Origin of the sequence: Clostridium estertheticum (genome assembly GCF_011065935.2) — a bacterium.
In the GTDB taxonomy this organism is placed as follows: domain Bacteria; phylum Bacillota; class Clostridia; order Clostridiales; family Clostridiaceae; genus Clostridium_AD; species Clostridium_AD estertheticum_A.
The window spans coordinates 382291-401924 of the sequence record NZ_JAAMNH020000001.1 but is presented as its reverse complement, the minus strand read 5'-3'; the positions used below and the strand labels follow the sequence as shown (position 1 = coordinate 401924).

15 protein-coding genes, 1 pseudogene and 1 other annotated feature are annotated in these 19634 nt (G+C 32.9%); of the genes and pseudogenes, 3 read left to right on the top strand and 13 right to left on the bottom strand.

Annotated elements, in window-relative coordinates:
- Positions 1-114: 114 nt before the first annotated feature.
- The 8 genes and pseudogenes from G9F72_RS01865 to G9F72_RS01830 all read right to left on the bottom strand — a co-directional run bounded on the left by G9F72_RS01865 (position 115) and on the right by G9F72_RS01830 (position 10111).
- Positions 115-990 (bottom strand): sulfite exporter TauE/SafE family protein, encoded by an 876-nt coding sequence (locus G9F72_RS01865; protein WP_164956877.1) that lies wholly within the window; start codon positions 988-990, stop codon positions 115-117.
- Positions 991-1244: 254 nt separating this feature from the next.
- Positions 1245-2249, bottom strand: a complete 1005-nt coding sequence (locus tag G9F72_RS01860) for a proline racemase (protein WP_164956878.1) — start codon at positions 2247-2249, stop codon at positions 1245-1247.
- Between the two features lie 3 nt (positions 2250-2252).
- Positions 2253-3524, bottom strand: a pseudogene (gene prdD / locus G9F72_RS01855) (proline reductase cluster protein PrdD).
- 91 nt (positions 3525-3615) lie between these two features.
- A complete protein-coding gene (gene prdB, locus G9F72_RS01850) occupies positions 3616-4341 on the bottom strand; it encodes a D-proline reductase (dithiol) protein PrdB (RefSeq protein ID WP_164956881.1) in 726 nt (241 codons plus the stop codon).
- On the bottom strand, positions 4341-4595 hold the full coding sequence (locus tag G9F72_RS01845) for a CBO2463/CBO2479 domain-containing protein (protein ID WP_164956882.1): 255 nt from the start codon (positions 4593-4595) through the stop codon (positions 4341-4343). Before G9F72_RS01845 ends, prdB begins: the two co-directional genes overlap by 1 nt.
- A gap of 9 nt (positions 4596-4604) precedes the next feature.
- Positions 4605-6710, bottom strand: a complete 2106-nt coding sequence (gene prdA, locus G9F72_RS01840; RefSeq protein ID WP_164956883.1) for a D-proline reductase (dithiol) proprotein PrdA — start codon at positions 6708-6710, stop codon at positions 4605-4607.
- A gap of 22 nt (positions 6711-6732) precedes the next feature.
- Positions 6733-8037: a proline reductase-associated electron transfer protein PrdC gene (prdC, locus tag G9F72_RS01835; protein ID WP_164956884.1), complete on the bottom strand. Its 1305-nt coding sequence runs from the start codon at positions 8035-8037 to the stop codon at positions 6733-6735.
- A 268-nt stretch (positions 8038-8305) separates the two neighbouring features.
- On the bottom strand, positions 8306-10111 hold the full coding sequence (locus tag G9F72_RS01830) for a sigma-54-dependent Fis family transcriptional regulator (RefSeq protein WP_224675919.1): 1806 nt from the start codon (positions 10109-10111) through the stop codon (positions 8306-8308).
- Between the two features lie 278 nt (positions 10112-10389).
- Positions 10390-10608: a binding site (T-box leader), on the top strand.
- 61 nt (positions 10609-10669) lie between these two features.
- Here G9F72_RS01830 and proS point away from each other — a divergent pair.
- Complete coding sequence (gene proS / locus G9F72_RS01825; RefSeq protein WP_164956885.1) at positions 10670-12106, top strand: proline--tRNA ligase; 1437 nt, start codon at positions 10670-10672, stop codon at positions 12104-12106.
- A 138-nt stretch (positions 12107-12244) separates the two neighbouring features.
- On the opposite strand, the gene G9F72_RS01820 is transcribed toward proS, so the two are convergent.
- A complete protein-coding gene (locus G9F72_RS01820) occupies positions 12245-13948 on the bottom strand; it encodes a methyl-accepting chemotaxis protein (protein ID WP_164956886.1) in 1704 nt (567 codons plus the stop codon).
- 131 nt (positions 13949-14079) lie between these two features.
- Complete coding sequence (locus tag G9F72_RS01815) at positions 14080-14286, bottom strand: hypothetical protein (RefSeq protein ID WP_164956887.1); 207 nt, start codon at positions 14284-14286, stop codon at positions 14080-14082.
- A gap of 140 nt (positions 14287-14426) precedes the next feature.
- Between G9F72_RS01815 and G9F72_RS01810 the strand changes: the two genes are divergently transcribed.
- Positions 14427-15779 (top strand): Na+/H+ antiporter NhaC family protein, encoded by a 1353-nt coding sequence (locus G9F72_RS01810; RefSeq protein ID WP_164956888.1) that lies wholly within the window; start codon positions 14427-14429, stop codon positions 15777-15779.
- Here G9F72_RS01810 and G9F72_RS01805 read toward each other — a convergent pair.
- The gene (locus tag G9F72_RS01805; RefSeq protein ID WP_164956889.1) at positions 15748-16644 is read right to left on the bottom strand and encodes a LysR family transcriptional regulator; all 897 of its coding nucleotides are present in this window, start codon (positions 16642-16644) and stop codon (positions 15748-15750) included. The genes G9F72_RS01810 and G9F72_RS01805 overlap by 32 nt on opposite strands.
- Positions 16645-16793: 149 nt before the next feature.
- Between G9F72_RS01805 and G9F72_RS01800 the strand changes: the two genes are divergently transcribed.
- Positions 16794-17801, top strand: coding sequence for a YeiH family protein (locus G9F72_RS01800; RefSeq protein WP_164956890.1), 1008 nt, complete (start codon positions 16794-16796; stop codon positions 17799-17801).
- Positions 17802-17861: 60 nt separating this feature from the next.
- On the opposite strand, the gene G9F72_RS01795 is transcribed toward G9F72_RS01800, so the two are convergent.
- Positions 17862-18383, bottom strand: coding sequence for a DUF421 domain-containing protein (locus G9F72_RS01795; protein ID WP_202054843.1), 522 nt, complete (start codon positions 18381-18383; stop codon positions 17862-17864).
- Between the two features lie 36 nt (positions 18384-18419).
- Positions 18420-19527, bottom strand: a protein-coding gene (prfB, locus tag G9F72_RS01790) for a peptide chain release factor 2 (RefSeq protein ID WP_187356051.1) whose coding sequence is annotated in 2 segments (ribosomal slippage) — positions 18420-19448 and positions 19450-19527 — 1107 coding nt in all. Because the reading frame shifts where the segments join, the coding sequence is not laid out codon by codon here.
- Between the last annotated feature and the right edge of the window lie 107 nt (positions 19528-19634).

The window sequence follows — 19634 nt, the reverse complement described above, 5'->3', positions numbered from 1 at the left end:
ACTATAATAAGTATATATTTCAATTGGATGTAAAAAGATGACTCCTGCTCAACGCAGAAATCATCTTTTAATTTAGTCTAGAATTTTTAAAATTGTTTTTAACAAATGGTCGTTTTATGCTTTTATTTCAACTGGTTTTGAATAAGATTTAAACATCATAGCAGATGTATAAATGATAACCACAATAACAAGCCATTTCAATATATCAAGTGGTAATGATTTAACAATATATGCTGCTATAAGTACTGCAATTACTCCAAATATTGTTATTGCCATAGAAGCTTTTCTGTCATAAGCTCCTTCTTTAACAAATTTAACGGAGGCTGCTGGCATTAAGAATGCACAAGAACCCATCATAATTGGAAATGCAATTGTTGGGCTTAATCCAAGTGCAAATACAAGTGCCATACATGGAGCATAAAGACCTATTCCAAGAGTCATTAACGCTCCAAGAATAAAGTTAGCTATAATAGCGATTATTAGTTTTGCTCCAGAAAGACCAATTGCGTCTCCACCAGAAGGAAACATTTTTAATTGTTGCGCTAACATAATAAATGCTACAACTAGTAATGCAACTCCCATTGCCAATTGTATTTTCTTTACATCAAGCTTAGCAACAAATCCTGCTCCAACGATTGCTCCTACTGTTGCTGCGAAAAGCATACCAATAAGTGTAATTGGATCAACCTTTATAACTGTAATAAAAATAAATGCTTCTAATACTACTGGAATTGTGCAAGATACATTTAATGTTCCTGGTATTGTTCTGTCATTTGTAAGTTTAAATTGTTTTAGTAATGCAGTTGTAGGTGCAAAACTACCAATACCTAGTGTATCAAAGAAATTTGTAGCAAACCCTACAGCTCCTGTAGCAAAAAAACTAGGTTTTTCAAGTCTACCTTCCTTTGAAGCTAGCATGTAATCCTTAATAAAAATAATTGCAAAATAAAGGGTTAAAAGACCTAGTGCTGATAGTACGGCAATTAACATTTTGAATTCCCCCTTGTTTAATTAATATATTAGCATGCACTACTTAAAATATGTTTTAAATAGTGCAGGTTAATGATTTTTGTTAAAATATACTTCTCATGTTAAATTTTTAGTGATCCAGTTAAAAAAATCACTATTGAATTTATTATACTATATTATATTGTACGAGTCTAGAAATTATTCATTTAATAGACTATTCAGTTTATTCCACTAATGGGTTATAATAACACTCAACACTAAATTTTAACTATGACCTACAGTGTAAATCCATATTTTAAGGGATCTTCTTCATCAATAACAAATTGATTAAATCCAGTGATATATGCACTACCAGTTATTTCAGGAATGACACCTTTGAATTCGCCTACTTGCACTTCTGAAAGTACTTTTCCTTTAAACATAGTTCCAATAATACTCTCATATATAAATTCTTCATTTTGTTTCAAATGTCCTTTTGCATATAAATATGCAAGTTTAGCACTTGTTCCTGTTCCACAAGGTGATCTATCCACTTGTCCTTGCCCAAATATTACTACATTTTGAAGAGTAGCCTTCGGATTTTTAGCAGGTCCGTATATTTCAACTAAATCCACTGTGTTTATATGTGGAAGTAATGGGTGTTGTACGGAAACATTTTCATTAATTGCATGTAAAATTTTCATCCCTACTTCGCATAATTTATTTGCATTTTCTGGACAAATATCAATCCCTAAGTCAGAAGATTTAATAAGTGCAAAGAAACTTCCACCAAAAGAAATATCAAAAGTAATTTTTCCTATTTCAGGAACATCTAGTTCTACATTTTCTTTATAAAGAAAAGAAGGTACATTTGCAATAGAAACTTCTTTTACTCTTCCATTTTCTACTTTTACTTTTGCTTTAACTAGCCCTGCTGGCGCTTCTAAAGCTAGGTTCGTGTAAGGTTCTACCATAGGAACCATGCCAGTTTCTACTATTACCGTTGCAGCTCCAATAGAACCATGACCGCACATGTTTAAATATCCACCACCATCCATAAAAATAATTCCTAAATCTGCTTCTGGCATTGTTGGTGAAGTAATAATGGATCCAAACATATCATTATGGCCTCTTGGTTCAAGCATAATTGCTGTTCTCAAATAATCCAGATGTTTTTCCAAGTATTCTTTCTTTTCAGGCATAGTATTTCCTGGAATTACCGGGACGCCACCAGTTATAATTCTTGTTGGTTCTCCCATAGTATGTGAATCTACCGCATTAATCATTCTCATTGCTTTCATAATTTATCCCCTCATCTTTCTATTCATTTTAAGTTTTAAAATCGCCACAGCTTTTTTTGCATCTAATTCGCAAACTGTATTTTCCCCTACTACTTCTGTTTCAATACCCTCTAATGATTTGTTAAAATCAACAATTGTATCCATATATTTGTTGGTAACCACAAACTGTGCTTGTGTCCCCACAAAGCTAAGCCCTACTACTGGTATGTTTCTCTTTCCAATTTCTTCAATAGTATTTGCATAGTCTACATGGCTATTACCCCATCCGTCCACGGATACAATAACACCATCAGCTCTCATAGCTTCTGTCCATGCTGCCGCTCTTTGTCCAACGAATAATTTATCTTCATTAGATTGAGGGGTCCCAACAATAATTATGCCTAATAAATCAATGTCTGAGTCTTTAGATATAACATCTAGCAGTGGATCTCTAAAATGGTGTAATGTTGTTTCCTTTGTAGATGGACCAACTCCCATTGCAATCCTCCTCGTCTGGATTATTAAGTTTGACGACACCGAAGGTTAAAATTAATGCATTGCCCTTAAAGCGCCATCTCTATATTCGTTTGGGCTTAGTATTATTGGTACATTGCCTAAATCTATAATGGATCTACCACTTTCAAAGCCACCTGGTTCTTTCCCGAGTAACTGCGTATCATACATTGCGCCTTGACCAGCTACCTGTTTTATAACAACTACTTTCTTTTTACCAGGTTTAATTTTATCAAAATATTCAAACTTTTCATCGCATACTTTTCCATTGATTTTCTTTAAATTTTCTCTTATTTCTTGAACTAATCTATCACAGGCCCTATGTGCTGCTGTAGGTCCTATTCTTACTGATCCCAAACCATTTTTTAACACTACATCTACATGAATTATGATATCTGTGGCATTTGGAGTACCTGCACGACCAAACACTACTTGCTGCGCTAAAATTCCTTCTGAAGATCCAAATTCAGCAACCTGAATTCCCATTTCATCTACACCCGTGAGCATAACATAGACTCCCGTAAGCGTATGTGTTATTCCTTCACCAATCTTTCCTAATACTTTTGTTGCTATTGGTGAAAAATCCATAATGCTATTTACAAAGAAATCATGTTGTTCTGGATTTACTATTTTTACGTCAATACTTTTTATAACATCAATAGATTCTTGATTTAAATCCATCTTTATATTTTCTCTTAAGTATAATATTTTATTTTGTATAAGAGTCTTTTTACCAAATTCTACTTTTTCAATATGGAAGGTTTTAATCAATAGTTTTCGCATTTCAATTTCATTTTCCATACATCTCACCACAATTCATTTTTTTAGATAGGAATGCCCCAAATATAAATTTGGAGGCATTCCTAAATTTTAATTAAACTTTTGCTGCGTACTCAAAAGGTAATGAAACAATTTTTCCAGCTGATGGTATCGCTATAAGCTGTTCCAAAGTAGCTTTTAATATGCCTGTTTGCATTTCTTTATCATTTGGTGCTCCAGCATTTGCTCCCATTGGAACAAGTGGTGCAACCGCTCTTGGTGTTCCGGATTGTCTAACTACTGGTGGTAATGCTGCAATAACTATCGTAGGAATCCCTGATTCCTCTATCGCTCTCTGTACAAGTACAGCAGAACGATGACAAGTTCCTCAGCCAGCTGTTAAGACTACTGCGTCTACGCCTTCATCTTTTAGTAACTTTGCAATAGCAGGACCAGTTTCATTTTTAAACTTATCTTGGTTTCCGCCACCACCCATAAATCCATAATGCATTGGAGCAACTTCTTTTATAAAGCCTTCAGCTGCAAGTTCTCTTAATCTATCAATAGGGAACATACAATTTATATCTTTATTAACGTCTCCATTATCATATCCACCATGGGATACCATTAAATCATGAGAATTTACATCTCCTGGAACTGCTCTAAATGTAAAATCTCCTGCTAAATTAAATCTCTTGTCTGTTTTTAAATGTACTCCTGCTGCAGTTGCAAAAGCAATTCTCATTTCATTTAATGGTTTTGTTACCGGTGTCCAAACTGGTGGTGGTGTAATTGGTACAAATATTTCTGATTGTAACCCTTTAACGGTTGTTAAACTCATTATACTTTCCCTTCCTTTCTGTTTCTTGTCTCTATATTACTAACATATTTTTCATTGGGCTCTTCAGAAAGAACCTCAATAAAACTCATTCTAAAACCGACTTCTTGACCTACCTGGATAGGATAATCTGTAATTAGCATCCTCATTGGTATCTTCATGAAGCCTAATCTTCCTTTTAGATCAATTGAAACACTTCCATCATGCACTTCTACTATAACTCCGTACATTTCTATTATCTTATCTCCGTATTTCATTGTATCTCCTTATTTTGTTGAATATTTTTCTAATCTTTTTTTACTTTCTGGGATTGAAGTTTCATTTTCCACTCTTTCAATAGAAACTGCATATGATTTCTCAACAGCTTCAAGATTGTTTTCCTTAACATTTGGATTCCATTTTCTTTCTGCTGCCACTACTTCTTCTCCTGCAATTGCAGTTTTAAGCATTGCAAGTGCTCTTATTGCATCTTCTTTGCAAAGAGTATTACAAGATAAAACTTCATTTTCAATTCCTGCTTCTGATTTATTGTTGTCAACCATGTACTTAGTGTACTTATTTCCAACAACTAGAGCACCTTGTACTCCACAGAAAGACATTCCTACAACGCCAATTCCACGCATACCTATTTGCTCAATGTGACTTGCAAAGTCGATATGGTTATTTCCGAAACCTTCTGTTGTAACAATTGCACCTGCAACATCCATTGTTTCAACAGTCATTCCAAGTCTTTCAGATACGTAAAACTTTTCACTATTAATTTGTGGACTTCCTACAAATACAACTCCACAAAGATCAACTTCTGGATCATTCATTGCTGCTATAACAAGTGGCTCTCTCCAATAATGTCTTGAGCACTCTTTAGATGCTGGTCCTATACAAGTTAGTGCATGTATTCCACCATCTAATACTTCTAGTGGTGAAAGTACAATTGGTAAATTCCCAAGATCAACGTTTGGTTTTCCACCAAGTATACCAACTGGCTCTACTGGAAGAATTAAGTTATCATGCATTGCGCCTTGACCCATGATTTCTTTTACTACTACTATTTTCTTTCTGCCAGTTCTTCTATATTGAACAAATTCTTCACTATTTACTACTAAGTTTTCTTCTAGTTTCTTTAGTGCTTCTCTAATTTCTTGTGTTATCACATCTGATGCTTTATGTGCAGCAAATGGACCTGGTCTTTCCATATTTGTTCCTGCGAGTATTGTAACTTGAGTCTTAATGAAAATTTCACCTTTATCTGGTGCGCCTGGTCTTCCCCACATAATATTTTCTTCTAAAATACCTTCTGAAGAACCAAATTCTCCAATTTGAACGCCATTTTCATCTGTTCCAGTAACCATAATGATAACACCATCTAATACTCTTGTTACCCCTTGACCTAATTTATGGTCTCCTTCTTTTGTAGCAATTGGCTGTACATCCATAATTGTTTCACTATATGTGTTGTACTTATCCGGTGTAATTATATCAATTTTTATGTCTGTAACAAGTTCACTAATTTTCACAGCATCGCTACAGATATTCTCTCTAATATAAAGTGTTGTTCCATCAATTTTAGTTTCAGGACCAAATTTAACTTCTTCTATTTTAAAGTGCTTTTTAACTAGCGTTCTTAGAATTTTGTCTTCAAGCTTTACTTCTGGAGCTTTATTTTCTTTTATAGCTTCTTTAGCTACAACCATTCCAGCAGTTGCTGTTTTTACTGTTTGTACTCCTTGAACTGCGTTTTGACTAAATGAATTTAGAGGGATTTCTATATCAATTCCCTTGCCTTCTGCTATTTTAATCTTTAATATTCCACCGTTTATAACAGATGACATTGCTGGTGTTTCAGTTTTCATAGGTACTTCCTCCTCAAATCCTTCTAACATGTTTGAACTTATAGGAGTTAAAGCAACTGCATCTACTTTTAAAGTTGCTCCAATTACTTCGTTTCTACTTAAAACTTTTTCATTCAATTTAAGAAGTAGAGAGTCTTGTAATTTATCAAAATGCATTGGATTTTCTAAATCCGCAGCTGTAATAACATCTCCTGCACTTTTATTATCTTTTAATACTGCCTTTTCATTACCATCTGTTACTTCTACTACCTTCTTTTCTTCTGTAGTAGCAATAGCGCCCTCTACTATTTCTGGTGTTAGTGGTGATAAAGAGTCAATTGTCTTAGTAAGTTTTGCCCCTATAACCTGACCTACCTTTAAACAGTTTCCAGGTATTGTTAACAAACCTGAATCCACTAAATCTGGAAATATTGATGGATCTTCTAAATTAGCTGCAGTAAGAATTGTTCCTGCTTCTGTTCTACAACATACAACTGCAACTTCATTTTTAAACTCTGCTGCGTGCTCATCAGTCATTGACATAAAAATAACCTCCTTATTTTTTTTACTTTTCTTCCATTGGTAATCTTCTTGTAAGCGGATAATCTATTGTTCTAAATACATGATCTGTGTGGTGGTATACTGGAATCCCCATTTTAGGGGCTATACACATTACTGTATTTGAGCAGTCACTGCAATTTGCTATTAATACTCTTTTTGCACCTTGTTTTTTAAGGTAAAGAATAGCTTCTGCTTGACCTGGACAATGTCCTGGGGTTAAGCATTTGTTTAAAGATCTTACTTGAACTACATTTTTGCAGGTTGCTACTCCAACTACTTTTGAATGCATTTTTTCTGCAACATCCCTAAGTCTCGCTTCATCTGCAGCACAAGCACATACTAATAGTCCTATTGGTCCTTCATATTTTGGAAGTGGCATGGTAACAATCGCACCACCTGAAGTCTTTGTAACAACTGCACTTTCTATATCTTCAGATTTACCTGTATATGGTCCGCCAATTATGATTTCGCCATATGCTCCATCAATACCGCCGGCTTTTTCAATTAAATCTTTAACTGAAGTTCCTACAGGTACTTGTAAGAAAACATGACTTTCATTTCCGCCTTTTAGTTTTCCAACTATTGTAACGTCTTTATCTATTACTGGTTTTCCTTCTTCTACGGCTCTTGTTAAATTAGCCAAAGTTTCTCCATTTAAAACAACGCATTTCGCTTCAAAAGGTAATTGGTCAGGGTTAAGCCAAGTTTCGAATATTTCATGAATCATCGCCCTTTCCTCACCCATTGGATACATATCTCTTAATGCTTTTACTTCTATATCCGATGCTCCAGAAAGCGCTTTTTTAAGTGATGCAATGGCATTTTTATTTTTTGCTTTAACCGCAATATAGCCCTTTGGAGCTCCTATTGCACTCATAGCATACCTTAGTCCTTTAATAACAATTTGTGGGTTATTTTCTAAAACTTTTATATTATGATGTAATGCAGGTTCGCATTCAACACAATTAGCAATAACATACCCATCTGTCATTTGAGTTTTTAATTTAATATGAGTAGGAAATCCAGCTCCACCGGCACCAACAATACCTGCTTCATAAGCAGTATCTTCTATTTTTCCACATTTTTTAATTTTTATGTACTCGGTACTTTGATTGTCGTCCGCTAAAATAAAAATTTCATTTTTTGTAATTTTAGTTACTTTTCCAGTGATACTAGAATGAATTTTAGCACCACATCCCTCTGGGTTTGCAATACATTCCCCTCTTTTAACGATTTGTCCTTCTTTTACAATCGCAGTTGAAGGTGCACCTACATGCATCTTAAGAGGAAATTTATAGGTCATTGGCATAAAAACACCTCCATATTATTTCTATTTACTATATACGCAATTAGTGTGCCAACTTTTCATCATTTTTATTCTTTGCCTATAGATGTTGCGAATACTGAATTGCTAGCCTATAGGGTTTTTCAATACGCATTATTATTTTTGAGGCAAAAAAAATAGAGTCTGTTTTCTGACACATTTTTACCACTTAAACCCTTTAAACTAGCTTTGTAGTGGTTTGTAGTGATATTTTGCATGTCAGAAAACAGACATACTATTCAATTTTCTGACACTATTGGTTTTGCTTTTCTAAAAGACCATATTGATTTAATTTATAATATAAGGTACTTCTTTTTAAATTCAATATTTTTGCAGCTTTCTGTTTATTTCCACCTACGGTTATCAATACTTCCGCTATGGTGCTTTTTTCTATATTCTCAACAATTTTCCCCAAATCATATTTATTTTGCTCCTGATTGAAAACTTCATTATCATTTATACCTGATGCTACCTCAATTTTATCTTCTTCAATGTCTAGAATGTATTCCGGAAGGCTATCCAATGTTATTTCTCCTTCAGTAGAAAGTACAATCATCCTTTGTATTACATTTTTCAGTTCTCTAATATTCCCTTCCCATTTACAATGGACAAGCAGTGGATATATTCTTTCATCTATGGAAGTTATTTTTATATTTTCTTTATCAGCTATCTGACTTATAAATAAATCTACTAATTCTTTTATATCTTCTTTACGTTCCCTAAGTGGTGGCAATTCAATTTGGACAACTGCAAATCTATAATATAAATCATCTCTAAACTTTTTCTCTTTCATTAAGTCATTTAAATTCCTATTTGTGGCAGCTATGATCCTTGTATCTGTGACAACTCCCTTTTCACTTCCCAACCTATATACTATTCCATCTTGCAGCACTCTTAAAAATTTCACTTGCATTTCCATGGGCATATCCCCAATTTCGTCCAAAAATAAAGTCCCATTATTCGCAAATTCAAATTTTCCTATTTTACCTTTTCGAATAGCACCAGTAAACGCGCCTTCTATATATCCAAAAACTTCACTTTCAATTAATTGCTCTGGAATTGCACTACAATTCACCGCTACAAAATTCCCTACCCTACCGCTAGCTTCATGAATTGATCTTGCAAACACCTCTTTGCCTGTTCCACTTTCTCCAGTAATTAATATACTGGCAGAACTTTGTGCTACCTTTTGTGACATTGCAATAGCTTCAATAATTTTTTTATTTTTTCCTACAATAGAAGAGAAGTTATAGTTTGCTGCAATTTCTTTCTTATATGCAATCTGCAATAATTCAACTTTTCTTTTTTCTTTTTCTAATTGCATTGATAATGTTACCACTTCCGTCACATCTCGATCTGTAGATACTACAGCAACTAATTTTCCTTTATTATTATATATGGGCACTGTACTTAGAACAACAAATTTACCTTTAACAGGCTCGTTCCCCTCATTATCTCTTCTTTTTCCATCTTTTAAAGTTTTTATAATCAAAGCATTAGGAAAAAAAGAAGCAATATGTTGGCCTACTATATTTTCAGCCTTTACACCATATAAATGTTCTGAACTTTTATTCCAGTAGTTTACTATTCCACTATCACTACAAATACAAACTGCTTCGTGTAAATTGTCAATAATATTATTTTGAAGATCAAACATTTCATCAATCTTTAAATAGAAAGTGTCTCTTATATTATTACTAGTAATTACACCCTTAATTTTTTTATTTTCGATTACTGGTAATCTTCCTATTCCATTCTCAATCATTAAATTTCTTGCAACTCTAGCAGAAGCATTCATATCTATGGTGACCACATTTTTGTTGGTATAGTTTATTACTTCTTCTTGAAAGGATATGTCTTTGTTTCTTTTAATTTTAGCTATGTCTTTTCTTGTAAAAACTCCAATGAGCACCCCCGTGTTGTCCACTACTAAAACTTCATCTTTGTTTGCATCAATCATTTTGTTTAAAGCCTCTTTTATGCTTTCATTTGTCTTGACTTTTATGAATTTTTTATTCATAATTTCCTTTACAGTATAAAACATATCTGCAATTACCAATTTCTCACCTTCTTTATTATTTCCCTATTCATTTCATTATACTAACTTTATTTAGAATAACAAAGCAAACTGTTGAATTAGATAAAATTTATTAAGTTTTCTACACTCTCTACATACTTTGCTCTATTTATTAACATACATACCTCTCATCAAACATATTTCATGAAATTGCATGTAAAATGTTAAAATTCCTAATTTGAGGTAAAAATAGTCTTGACATATTATTATTTTTATTCTATGATAGATTTTAAAGTAGTCTGTCATTAAAAGTGAATATATCCAATACAAAGAAAAGGATTAGTAAAAATGAAATCTTTTCACAGCGAGAAAATCATTGGTGTAAGATTTTTAAAAGATCATTTTGAACCCACCTTGGAGTTCTGTACGAAATGCTTTTTTTGCAGTAAGTTACAGCGGATTTCTACCGTTATCTAGAATCTGAGTGGATATTTTATATATCAACTAGGGTGGTACCACCGATATTCTCGGTCCCTTTTTGGGATGGAGTTTTTTTTGTATTCATTTTTATATATTTTATGAAATGAGAGGAGATTAATTATGGAAAAAAATAAGAAATTAGTAGAATCTATTACCGCTATGGATGAGGATTTTGCGAAGTGGTATACAGATATCGTAAAAAAAGCAGAGCTTGCTGATTATGCAAGCGTAAGAGGTTGTATGGTAATTCGTCCTTACGGTTATGCAATTTGGGAAAATATCCAAAGAATACTAGATCAGATGTTTAAAGATACAGACCACGAAAACGTATATATGCCAATGTTCATTCCTGAAAGTCTATTACAAAAGGAAGCAGATCACGTTAAAGGCTTTGCACCAGAAGTTGCTTGGGTAACACATGGTGGTAACGAAAAATTAGAAGAACGACTTTGCGTGAGACCTACATCTGAAACATTATTTTGTGATCACTACGCAAAAATAATTCAATCTTACAACGATCTCCCAAAATTATATAATCAATGGTGCTCTGTAGTAAGATGGGAAAAAACCACAAGACCTTTCCTTAGAAGCTCAGAGTTCTTATGGCAAGAAGGCCATACTGCTCATGCAACAGCAGAAGGGTCACAAGAAGAAACTATTAAGATGCTGAATGTATACGCAACATTTTGTGAAGAAACCCTTGCCATTCCAGTTATAAAAGGCCAAAAGACAGAAAAAGAAAAATTTGCAGGAGCAAAGGATACCTACACAATTGAAAGTTTAATGCACGATGGTAAAGCGCTACAGTGTGGTACTTCCCATAACTTTGGAGATGGTTTTGCCAAGGCTTTTAACATTCAGTATACAGATAAAACAGGTAAACTTGCTTATGTTCACCAAACTTCTTGGGGAATGTCTACAAGACTTATAGGTGCAATAATCATGGTTCATGGTGATGATAGCGGTTTAGTACTACCACCAGCAGTAGCTCCTATTCAACTTATTATAATTCCAGTTGCGCAGCATAAAGAAGGCGTAATTGAAAAAGCTACAGAGCTTAAAAACACATTGTCAAAAGTAGCTAGAGTAAAAATGGATACCAGCGACAAAATGGCTGGTTGGAAATTTAGTCAATACGAAATGAAAGGTGTTCCACTAAGGCTTGAAGTTGGACCAAAAGATATAGAAAAGAATCAGGTAGTATTAGTTAGGCGAGATACCAGAGAAAAAATCATTGTTCCAATTCCTGAACTAGAAACAAAAGTACCAGAAATTTTAAAGGATATTCAAAAATCACTACTTGAAAAAGCTAGAAATATTCAAAATAAAAGAAGCTTTAGTGTAAACACCGTAGAAGAATTAAAAGAGCTTCTTGATAAAACATTAGGATTTGTTGACGCTCCATGGTGTGGAGAACTCACTTGTGAAGAAAAAGTAAAAGAAGTAGCCGGTGCTTCTTCTAGATGCATGCCACTCGATCAACCAAATGAAAAAGGTGTTTGCTTGTGTTGTGGAAAACCAGCTAAAGCTATGGTTACTTGGGGAAGAGCTTATTAAAATGGGAGAAGTACTTTCAGGGAGCCCTTAGGGGTAGAACCAACACGATGAAATTAATTTTAAATATAAATAAAAATCGTCTCACTTTTCTATAAAGTGAGACGATTTTTATTTATATTTCACAATATCTTTATTTTCTTAATTTCCTATACAAATATCAGCCATTACAACTCCATTTATTTTACCATTGCTTTCTTTAAAAGGTACAGAAATAGCAATACAATAATTATAAGAGACATTAGATATATATGGTTCACTGCTAAATTCTTTTCCTTCTACAGCTTCTCTAAAATATGGCCTAAAGGAATAATTATTGCTTCCAGTAATTATAGCCTCTGTTGCAAATTTCATATTTCCATCTATATCTATAACTCCAATATATTCAAATTGCATATGTGAGTTTTTTCTTTGTTTTAGTAGATCAGAAGTACGCTCTATTGAATACCCATTTGAACCTAATTCTATTGCAATTGACTTCAATATTTCTAGTCCTTCTTTTATAATATTATTCTCTTTTTCTCCTAGTATAATCTTATTTGTAAAATTCTTTAATTGACCGTCAATTTCATCTGCAGTCCTGTTCATTTTCTCTACTATAACGGACATATTATGCATTGTTGCCGTTTGTTCTTGCGCCGCTGCTGAGACCTCCTCAGTAATTGCCAATGACTGCTGGGTTATTGAGCTTATTTTATCCATAAGTTCATTTACATTTTCTGCCTCACTCGCAGTTTCTACCGCTAAAATAGAAATTTCATCTACGGCATCATAAGTTGATTTCGTTGAATCAATTACCTTGCTAAAAGACTCTTTTACTCCTTCTACAAATCCAACATTTTCTGCAATCTTTTTTACTTCTTCCTTAGCTTCTAAACTTATTTCAGAAATTTTTTCGATAATATTTGTGGTTATTTTCCCAATGTCCCCTACTGAACTTGAGGATTGCTCAGCAAGTTTTCGGACTTCATCAGCCACCACTGCAAACCCTCTACCTTGCTCTCCTGCTCTGGCCGCTTCTATTGCAGCATTTAGTGCAAGTAAGTTTGTTCTTTCACTAATATCTGTAACAACCTGAATAATAGAATTAATTTTATGAATCTCATCTTGCAATGTTTGAATTGTATTAGCTAGTTTAGAATTAGATAAGGCCGTGTCTTCCATTTTACTAGTAAATTTGGCGAACATTTCAGTATTGATCTGGATTGCTAAAATCATATTTTTTGCAATGTCTTTTGCATTTTCTGCAAACTTAGCAATCTTATCTGCATTTTTCCACATCTGCTCCGTATTTTCTTTTGTGGAGATCGAAGCTTCTGCTTGAGTGGTTGCGCCGACTGCTACCTCTACAATGGCATTAGATATTTCACTGGCTGTTGTCTCTGTTTGTTCTGCACTATTGTGAAGTGTGTCTGCCAGGTTTCTATTTGTCTGTGAGACTTCCATAACTTCACACAACACCTTTCTTATATTTTTCACTATTTCATTAACATTTGTAGCAATGGTTTCACCTATGCCCTCTGCTTTAACTCTAACGGTAAATTGTCCTTCCGCTAATTTTTTTGTTTGTTCATCTATAGTTTTCATTGAATGAGTCATATTTCGAATTATTGTTAAAATAATGCAAAATATCACCATAGTAAAAATCAGACTAAGTCCAATATTATATTTTGCATAAATACTATTTATACCTAAAGAAACAATTTCCAATTCCTTAGCTGGTATATTCGCCTGAGAAAGCACTGTTTTAAAGGATCTGGATGCTAAATTCAAAAATAACATATTAAAGATTGTTATAGAAATCAAAAAAAATAGTAAGCTAAACCCTGCTGTTTTTCTTTTCATTATTAATCCTCCTATAGTATATTTTGTTTTTATAAATTACTTTTAAATAAATCTAATATTTTAATGTAAAAAGCAACTTTCTTCCTTTCTCTTTCTTCTACATAATAGTATACAATTCCTCTTTAATATAATTAAATTTCTTGTAATATCTTTCTACTTTCACTTTTTTCAAAACAATTAAATCTTTTATATGCAAGAATGTTAGCTAAACGACATATAAAAAGCACATCACTTTCTCTTATTTTTACACCTTCAATATAAAATTCACTATTATTGAATGCTTTTATTCTTTTTGCTATAATAATATTAATAAAAGTTAATATTATTATAGCATTCATTCTATTAATACCTTTTATTAATAATTATGTTTGTAGGTGAAAAGATGTATAAAACTTTAGTCTATTTTATGAATAATAAATGCTTTTACATTAATGCTCTCACAAAGAAAACTAAAATCTTTTTAAAGTAGGTGTTAATTTTGGATTTAATTATAGCTTTTATTGTTACATTTGTTCTTTTACTTTTCAGCGTTTTTAAAGGCATATTTCTTGCATATCCATTAATAGCAGGGCTAATCCTCTTTATTATAGTGGCGATTAGACGAGGAAATTCACTAAATCAAGTGCTTTTCATGGCTTTTAACGGAGGCAAAAAATCTTTTATTGTTATAAAGATTTTTATTCTTATTGGTGCTATTACATCTATATGGATGACCTCCGGTACTGTCCCTGCATTAGTTTATTATGGTATACAGCTATTAAAACCCAATGTTTTCATTTTGTCTGCATTCCTAACTAGCTGTTTTGTATCTTTTTTAATAGGCACATCTATAGGAACTACCGGTACAATAGGAATAGCCCTTATGGTTGTTGCAAAAGGTGGTGATGTAAACCTAGCTGCCACCGCTGGAGCAATCATTGCTGGTGCATATTTTGGTGATAGATGTTCCCCTATGTCTTCTAGCGCAAGCCTTGTTGCCTATCTTACAGGAACAAATATTTATAGCAATATAAAAAATATGTTTAAAACCTCCGTAGTACCCTTTATTATTTCCATTATTTTCTACGCTATAGTGTCAAGAATATACCCACTACATATCTCTGCAAATGGACTAAATAATGAAATAGTTAAGGCCTTCAATGTAAATATAATTGTTTTGCTTCCTGCTTTGGTAATACTCATTTTCTCAGCGCTTAAGATAAATGTTAAAACATCTATGCTTGTAAGTATAATCACAGCTTTTCTACTTAGCACCTTTATACAACAGGAATCACTAGTAAACTGTATAAAGTTCATTATATTTGGATTCAGTATGGATAAATCAAGTCCCCTCTATGCAATTTTAAAAGGCGGAGGAATTATTTCTATGCTCAAAACAACCCTTGTTATATTTGTTGGCTCTGCATTTGCAGGGGTAATAGAAGGAAGTAAACTGCTAAATAAAGTTGAAGCTATAACTTTGAAGGCAGATTCTAGGTATGAAGTTTTTCTAAACGTAACCATTATAAGCGTATTCACCGCTGCGGTGGGTTGCAGTCAAGTCTTCGCCGTTATGCTAACCCATATGCTGGATAAAAAGGCTTATGAAAAAAATGAACTAGATAACTCTTTTTTAGCTATTGATTTAGAAAATACAGCAATAATGATTTCTGCTTTAATTCCTTGGAACATCGCTTTACTTGCTCCACTTATTATTTTAGGCGCCAATGCATCCTGCATGCCGTATTTGTTTTATATATATATGGTTCCTATAACAAATTTACTATTAATCCGTTTTAAATCTAATAAAAAGTCTAATACTAATCCTGTAGAAGTGAATATTGGCAATTAAAACAAAAATCCATAAACTCCTCTATAAACTTCTCTTCATACAGATAAACAAAATTAAATTCTCTGTTTATACGTAAGCCCTTAATGGCAACTTCTTTTATTGTTCCAATTTCAAGCTCTTTCCTTATAGTTTCTCTTGATATAATTGTATAACCTAGATTTAACTCAACTAAAGATTTAATTGCACTAATACTTCCTATTTCCATGTAAATTTTTAAATCATTTACATCATAACCAAGTTCAATAAGACTATTTTCAAATATATCTCTGGTTCCTGATCCCTTTTCTCTCAATATAAGATTACCATTAATTACATCTTCTACATTAACTTCCTTTGTTTTTGCAAAAGCATGCTCTTTAGAAACAGCTAAAACTACCTCATCGTCTTTAAATTTTTTAAACTTAAATTTATTTTTATCAAATAGCCCTTCAATCATTACAAAATCAAGCTTTCCATTTACTAGCTTTTCTAATATTTCTTCTGTATTATTCACTTGAAGTAAAATATCTATGTTTTCATGCAATTTCTTATGCTTCCCTAATAAATATGGTAAAACATAGCCACCAATGGTCATACTTGCACCTATATTATATGTTTTCGCAATTGATCCACTGTTCTTTAGTTTCATTTCTAAAGCTTTATATAGAGCGTCTATTTCCTCAGCATATTTTAATAAGATTAGACCCTCCTGGGTTAAATTAAGGCCCTTGCCCTGTTTTGCAATAAGAGTAGCTTCATATTTATCCTCTAAAAATTTTACATGTTGCGATACAGCTGGTTGAGTTATATTTAATACTGCTGCCGACTTTGTAAAGCTTTTAGTTCTAGCAAGGGTTATGAATGTCGTAAGCCTAGTATCTAGCAAATTTCCCCCTCCAATCATAATAAATATTTATATCTTATAATAACATATAAGCTCAGCTAATACTTGTATAAGTATTAATAATTTGATTTTAGTTTAAACTGGTATTATTATTAGTAAGTGACAAGGATAAAAGATGAGGAGACGTTATTATGAATTGGTTTAAAGAAAATATTAAAGGAATACTGTTTGCATTTGTTATTGCACTTATTGCCACCTGGCTAGGAAGTGTTTTACCAATAGTTGGTGGCCCTGTATTTGGTATTATTATAGGAATTATTATAAACAATTTATTTGGAAAGCCTGAAAACACTTTAAAAGGAATAGCATTTACTTCTAAAAAAATACTTCAATGGTCAATAATTGTGCTTGGTGCTGGATTAAGTTTAACTACGGTGTTACAAACAGGCATAGATTCATTATCCGTTACGATTTTTACCTTATTAGCAGCCTTTATATCAGCTTATGGCTTTGGAAAATTGCTAGGCATTCCCTCAAAGCTAAAAGCCTTAATTGGCGTTGGTACTGCTATATGCGGAGGATCAGCCATTGCTGCAATTGCTCCTATAATAGAAGCTGATGAAATGGAGATAGCTTACTCAATTTCTACCATATTCTTATTTAATATTATTGCAGTTCTTATTTTCCCACCCATTGGCCATTTACTTCATTTTTCTGATAAAGCCTTTGGACTTTGGGCTGGTACTGCTATTAATGACACTTCTTCTGTAGTGGCTGCGGGTTATGCTTTCAGTAATGCGGCAGGGACCTATGCTACCATAGTTAAACTTACAAGAGCTACTTTAATTATACCCATTTCAATTATATTTAGTATTGTGGTTGCTATAAAAAAGAAGAAAGAATCAAAGGTGGATACAACTGTTAACTTTAGTTTTAAAAAAATATTCCCTTGGTTTATATTATGGTTTTTAGTAGCTTCACTATTAAATACTTTGGGACTATTTAAAGGAAACAGCATTTCATACATAAATACTTTAGGAAAATTTATGATAGTAATGGCGCTTTCAGCAATTGGACTGTGTTCAGACTTTAAAAAGATGATGAAAAATGGTGTTAAACCTATCTTTCTTGGTCTTCTAGTGTGGTTTACAGTTGCAATTGTCAGCATAGCTGTGCAAGTTATAACAAAACAAATGTAAAATAATCAAAGTGGCTACAATATTTTGTAGCCACTTTGATTATTTTAATCCATTATTTTTTTATATATTTTTTGTAATTGCTTTGTGTGCTTTTTTCTTCTTGGTAGTTCTATGTTTAAACTCTTGAGACATTACGCTTATATTTCCGTCTACTTCTAATATTGCTAAATCTACCTGTTCTACCTTTGCTACTCCATGTTCTCTAATTGCTTCCATAATCTCATCCATAGATATCTTAGATTTATTTACATTTTTCATGTTGATTTCACCATTATAAATTAAGAGTAAGGGTTCTCCTTGTATTAACTTATTTAATTTAGGAAAGCGATACATTATGCGTTTAAATAAGTAATTTACAACAAATAATGAAGTTGCTGCTACCAGTCCCCCTCCGAGTGAAGAATCAGTACCCACCATCGCATTTTGAACAGCATTACTTATAAGCAAAATAAAAACTAAATCAATTACAGATAATTGAGCTAATTCATTTTTACCAAAAAATCTTATAGCAACAACAATAAAAATATAAACACTTACACAACTTAAAACAATTTGGCCATATTGAAATATTAGTGACATCATAATTCACCTCAACTTAATAATTTTTATTAATTGCCTCTATTTATTATTCATCCTAAGGTATTCCTCTATGAAAATATCAATATCTCCGTCCATAACTGCATCTACATTTCCCATTTCTGTATTAGTTCTATGGTCCTTAACCAAATTATATGGATGAAATACATAAGACCTAATTTGGCTTCCCCAGCCATTATCTTTTAGATCCCCAGTTAAGTCTTCAATTCTATCCTTATGAGCCCTTTCCTTTAAATCTAAAAGTTTTGCCATAAGCATCTTCATTGCAGTTTGTTTATTGCTATGCTGGCTTCTTTCATTCTGACACTGAACTACTATGCCCGTAGGTATATGTGTAATCCTTATAGCTGACTCCGTTTTATTTACATGTTGACCTCCAGCACCACCTGACCTAAAAGTGTCTATCCGAAGGTCATCAGGTCTTATATCAATATCTTGGCTTTCAGTTAGCTCTGGAAGAACTTCACATGACGCAAAGGAAGTTTGCCTTTTACCATTTGCATTATACGGTGAAATTCTTACAAGCCTGTGAACACCCTTCTCAGCTTTTAAATATCCATAGGCAAATTCACCAGTTATTTTTAATGTAACTGCTTTAATGCCTGCCTCATCAGAGGGCTGATAATCTAAAACTTCGATTTTATAGCCCTTCTTTTCACACCATCTTGAGTACATCCTATAAAGCATTTCTGTCCAATCTTGAGCATCATTTCCACCTGCACCATTGTGAAGGGTTAAAATAGCATTATTTATATCATATTTTCCAGATAGTAAAATTTCTATCCTAAACCTATCAGTATCATGAGCTAAATCTCTTAACTCGCTTTTTATTTCTGCTAATGAGGAATAATCTTCCTCCTCTTCACTTAGTTCAATGAGCACATATAAATCCTCTAGCCTACTACCTACTAGATTAAATCTATCAATCCTATCTTTAATCCCCTTAGCTTTCTGCGCAATTTCTTGTGCTAGGTCAGTGTCGTCCCAAAAACTAGTTTCCTGCATTTTAAATTCAAACTCTTTTAACTCTTTTTCTAGTGTTGCTACGTCAAAGAGACACCCTAATTTCTTCTACGTTAACTTTTACTACATTTAATTCACTTGTTAATTCTTCCAATTGTACTATCATTTATTGCACCCCTTTTTTAATTTAATCATCACCTGCACAGCTGTTCATCTTATTCGAAGTTAAAATGTCTTCAACATTAAAAATTGACAGTGAACAGTTTAGGTTTT

What these genes read in the sequence shown, in the direction of transcription:
- G9F72_RS01865 (WP_164956877.1), bottom strand. Translation starts at nt 990, where the DNA reads ATGTTAATTGCCGTACTATCAGCACTAGGTCTTTTAACCCTTTATTTT.
- G9F72_RS01860 (WP_164956878.1), bottom strand. Translation starts at nt 2,249, where the DNA reads ATGAAAGCAATGAGAATGATTAATGCGGTAGATTCACATACTATGGGA.
- prdA (WP_164956883.1), bottom strand. Translation starts at nt 6,710, where the DNA reads ATGTCAATGACTGATGAGCACGCAGCAGAGTTTAAAAATGAAGTTGCA.
- G9F72_RS01820 (WP_164956886.1), bottom strand. Translation starts at nt 13,948, where the DNA reads ATGAAAAGAAAAACAGCAGGGTTTAGCTTACTATTTTTTTTGATTTCT.
- proS (WP_164956885.1), top strand. Translation starts at nt 10,670, where the DNA reads ATGGAAAAAAATAAGAAATTAGTAGAATCTATTACCGCTATGGATGAG.
- G9F72_RS01815 (WP_164956887.1), bottom strand. Translation starts at nt 14,286, where the DNA reads ATGAATGCTATAATAATATTAACTTTTATTAATATTATTATAGCAAAA.
- G9F72_RS01800 (WP_164956890.1), top strand. Translation starts at nt 16,794, where the DNA reads ATGAATTGGTTTAAAGAAAATATTAAAGGAATACTGTTTGCATTTGTT.
- prdC (WP_164956884.1), bottom strand. Translation starts at nt 8,037, where the DNA reads ATGCCAATGACCTATAAATTTCCTCTTAAGATGCATGTAGGTGCACCT.
- G9F72_RS01845 (WP_164956882.1), bottom strand. Translation starts at nt 4,595, where the DNA reads ATGAAATACGGAGATAAGATAATAGAAATGTACGGAGTTATAGTAGAA.
- G9F72_RS01795 (WP_202054843.1), bottom strand. Translation starts at nt 18,383, where the DNA reads ATGATGTCACTAATATTTCAATATGGCCAAATTGTTTTAAGTTGTGTA.